We start from the raw sequence: 2,653 nt of genomic DNA on the forward strand, positions 1-2,653 counted from the left end.
TTGCGCTCCAGCGCCTCCCGGGTGAGCGCGGCGGCCACCTCGGCCAGGACGGGCGCGGCCTCGTCGGCGGGCAGGTGCGCGGCCAGCCGGCCGTACAGCTCGGACGCGGGATCGGCCAGGTCACGGGCGACCGCCGCACAGGCGCCGAGCACCACGTCGGTGGGCAGGGGACGCGTCAGGACCCGCGCGGCCGCCTCCGGCAGCCCGGCGAGCCGCCGGCCGGCCTCGGCCTCGTCGATGAACTCGCCCTGCCAGAGGTGGAGTACGGAGGTGGTCACGACATTCCCTTCATCAGTTCGGCGGCGGCGACCGCGCAACTGCGGTTGCGGCTCACCCCGGCACGGCCGTGCACGGTGAACCAGTCGGTGGACAGCGGGCACGGGCACTCCGCGCCCGGGTGCAGCGACGCGAGGTCGCCCATCACCACGCTGTGCGCGGGCACCGAGGTGATGTAGGGGCTGACCAGGTGCAGAAAGCCGCGTTCCCCGTACGGCAGGGGGCGCAGCGTCCCGGTGTCCCGTACGGCGGCACGCGACCACACGGGCACGTGCAGCCGGTGCTCGGCGCACTCGACGTACGGCACGCAGTGCTCGACGGAGCCGAAGGTGTCGCGGACCCGGTCCCCCGGGATGCCGAGGCGGTCGGTGACCTCGGCGTAGAACGCGTCCTTGCCGATCTGCCGGTCGGCGTGGCCCTTCCAGCCGCCGCCCAGCACCACCAGCGAACCCTCGGGCAGTCGCAGCGGCGGCAGGCCCGTCGCCCGCATCCGCTCCAGGGTGAAGTACAGGAACGCGGGGAAGCCCAGGATGCGCACCGGCACGTCGTCCTCGGCGTACCGCTGGAGCGCGGCGATGCAGCCGTTCACGTCGAACTCGTGGCCCGTGCCGGTGTGCCGCAGCGCGTGCGTGGTGTGCCGGGCCGGGGCGAAGTCGCACAGGTAGTTGTCGGTGAACGACGTGCCCAGCTTCAGCGACGGCGCCGGTTCGTAGCTGTACAGCAGGTAGTTCACCGGCTGTTCGGGGGTGATCCAGCCGTAGTGGTCGAAGATCCGGGCCACCATGCGCTGCGCCGAGCGGATGGTCCACTCGTCGAAGAACATCTGCGACTTCTGGCCCGTGGTGCCGGACGAGGTCAGGTGCAGGAACACTTCGTCACGCGGGATCGACAGCACCTCATGACGCTTGAAGAACGCGGCGGGCACCAGCGGGGCGCTCACCCCCTCCCCGACGCCGGCAGCGGGAGTCTCCGCCGGGTCCTCCAGCAGGTCGGCGAAGAACCGGGAACGGCGGGCGTGCCAGGCGTTGGTCTCCGCCATCGCGGCGGCGAACAGCTCGTCGGCGGCGGTGCCGTGCGCGTACGGCTCCGCCAGGTCGCACAGCCGCTGCACATGGCCGAGCGCCGCCGGATCGGGAACCTCGACGGGAGCGAGATGGGGTTTCATCGGGACACCTCGTGAAGGGGCAGGTAGGTGGTGGTCCAGGCACTCAGGTAGGCCCCGAGGTACGGCTGGAGCAGCGGGCTGACGGCGGTCGTGCGGAAGTCGATCTGACGGCTGGTGCGCGACAGCACCACGTAGTCGTGGAGGCGGTCGTGGATACGGCGCATCGCCGGGTAGACCGCGCTCGGCACGAACCCCGAGTCGAGGAACACCTCCAGGGCCTCGGTGTCGGCCAACGGCAGCAGCGCCTCGGCGTAGTCCGCGCCCGCGCGGGTCACCGTGGCCATCAGCCCCTCCAGGGCGCCGGCCACCGCGGACGGGCGGGGGTGGACGGCGACCAGGGCGCAGCTGCCGGCGACGGGGTCGAGGTCGGCGTACGCCTCGAAGCTGCCGTCGGCGGCCACCAGGACCGCGTTGGGCGTGTGCAGCGGGAAGAAGCGGTCGCCGGGCTCGGGGAAGAGCTCCAGGAAGCGCCGGCGCACGAAGCCCGGGGCCGCGATCAGCTCGATCGGCTCGGCACCGGCGGCCGCGCGCACCGCGCCGCGGGAGGGGACGTCTCGCGTGCGGGAGTAGTTGATGCCCACGCCGGTGGATGCGGCGGACAGCAGCGCCGACAGCCGCTCGGGCACGCTCGCCACGGGCTCGCGCCGTTCCAGCACACCGTCGGCGTAGCGGGCGAACAGCGCGAGCGTCTCGCACCCTTCGACCTCCACGGCGTTCGGCAGCAGGCCGAGCGGCCGGAAACCGTTGCGTACGACGACGTGCTGAGGGCCGGCGGTGACCACGCGGACGGTGGCGTACACCGAGTCGAGGCGGCCGGTGGCGAACGCCTCGGCGCAGACCGCGCCGGTCAGCCGGGAGGCCAGTCCGCCGCCGCGATGGCCGGGGTGCACCGCGAGGCCGACCAGTTTGCCGATGCGGCTGCCCGGCTCGGTGAGGACGACGGCGGAGCCGACCAGGGCGCCGCCCGACGCGCGAGCGGTGAGCCAGTGCGCGGTGCCGGCCGTGATCAGCCGGCGCATGACCACCGGGTCGCTGCCGAGCGGCACCGGGTAGCCGTGGCCGTACACCTCGAAGTACAACTGCCGCAGTTCCGCGATGTCCTGGACGTGTGCGGGGGAGAGGGCCACGGTCACGACGGGTCTCCCGCCGGTACCGGCGCCGGTGCGGCGGGCGTCCGCTGCGTGGCGGCGTCGGCGCGCCTGCCGAGCCACC

General features: G+C 73.4%; 2 protein-coding genes and 1 pseudogene. All 3 read right to left on the reverse strand.

Annotation, left to right across the window (positions count from 1 at the left end; all coding sequences use genetic code 11):
* Positions 1-278, reverse strand: a pseudogene (locus ACWEN3_RS44970) (hypothetical protein); the annotation flags it as partial.
* Entirely contained in the window at positions 275-1,441 is a 1,167-nt protein-coding gene (locus ACWEN3_RS44975; protein WP_452984032.1) for a LuxE/PaaK family acyltransferase, read from the reverse strand. The gene ACWEN3_RS44975 and the pseudogene ACWEN3_RS44970, both read right to left, overlap by 4 nt.
* The coding region (locus ACWEN3_RS44980; protein WP_452984034.1) for a GNAT family N-acetyltransferase at positions 1,438-2,653 on the reverse strand (1,216 nt) is incomplete at its 5' end. The genes ACWEN3_RS44980 and ACWEN3_RS44975, both read right to left, overlap by 4 nt.

The sequence above is a fragment of the Streptomyces sp. NPDC004561 genome, from assembly GCF_053602155.1.

Excerpts from the sequence above, each read along its gene's own strand:
- ACWEN3_RS44975 (WP_452984032.1), bottom strand. The coding sequence starts at position 1,441 with ATGAAACCCCATCTCGCTCCCGTCGAGGTTCCCGATCCGGCGGCGCTC.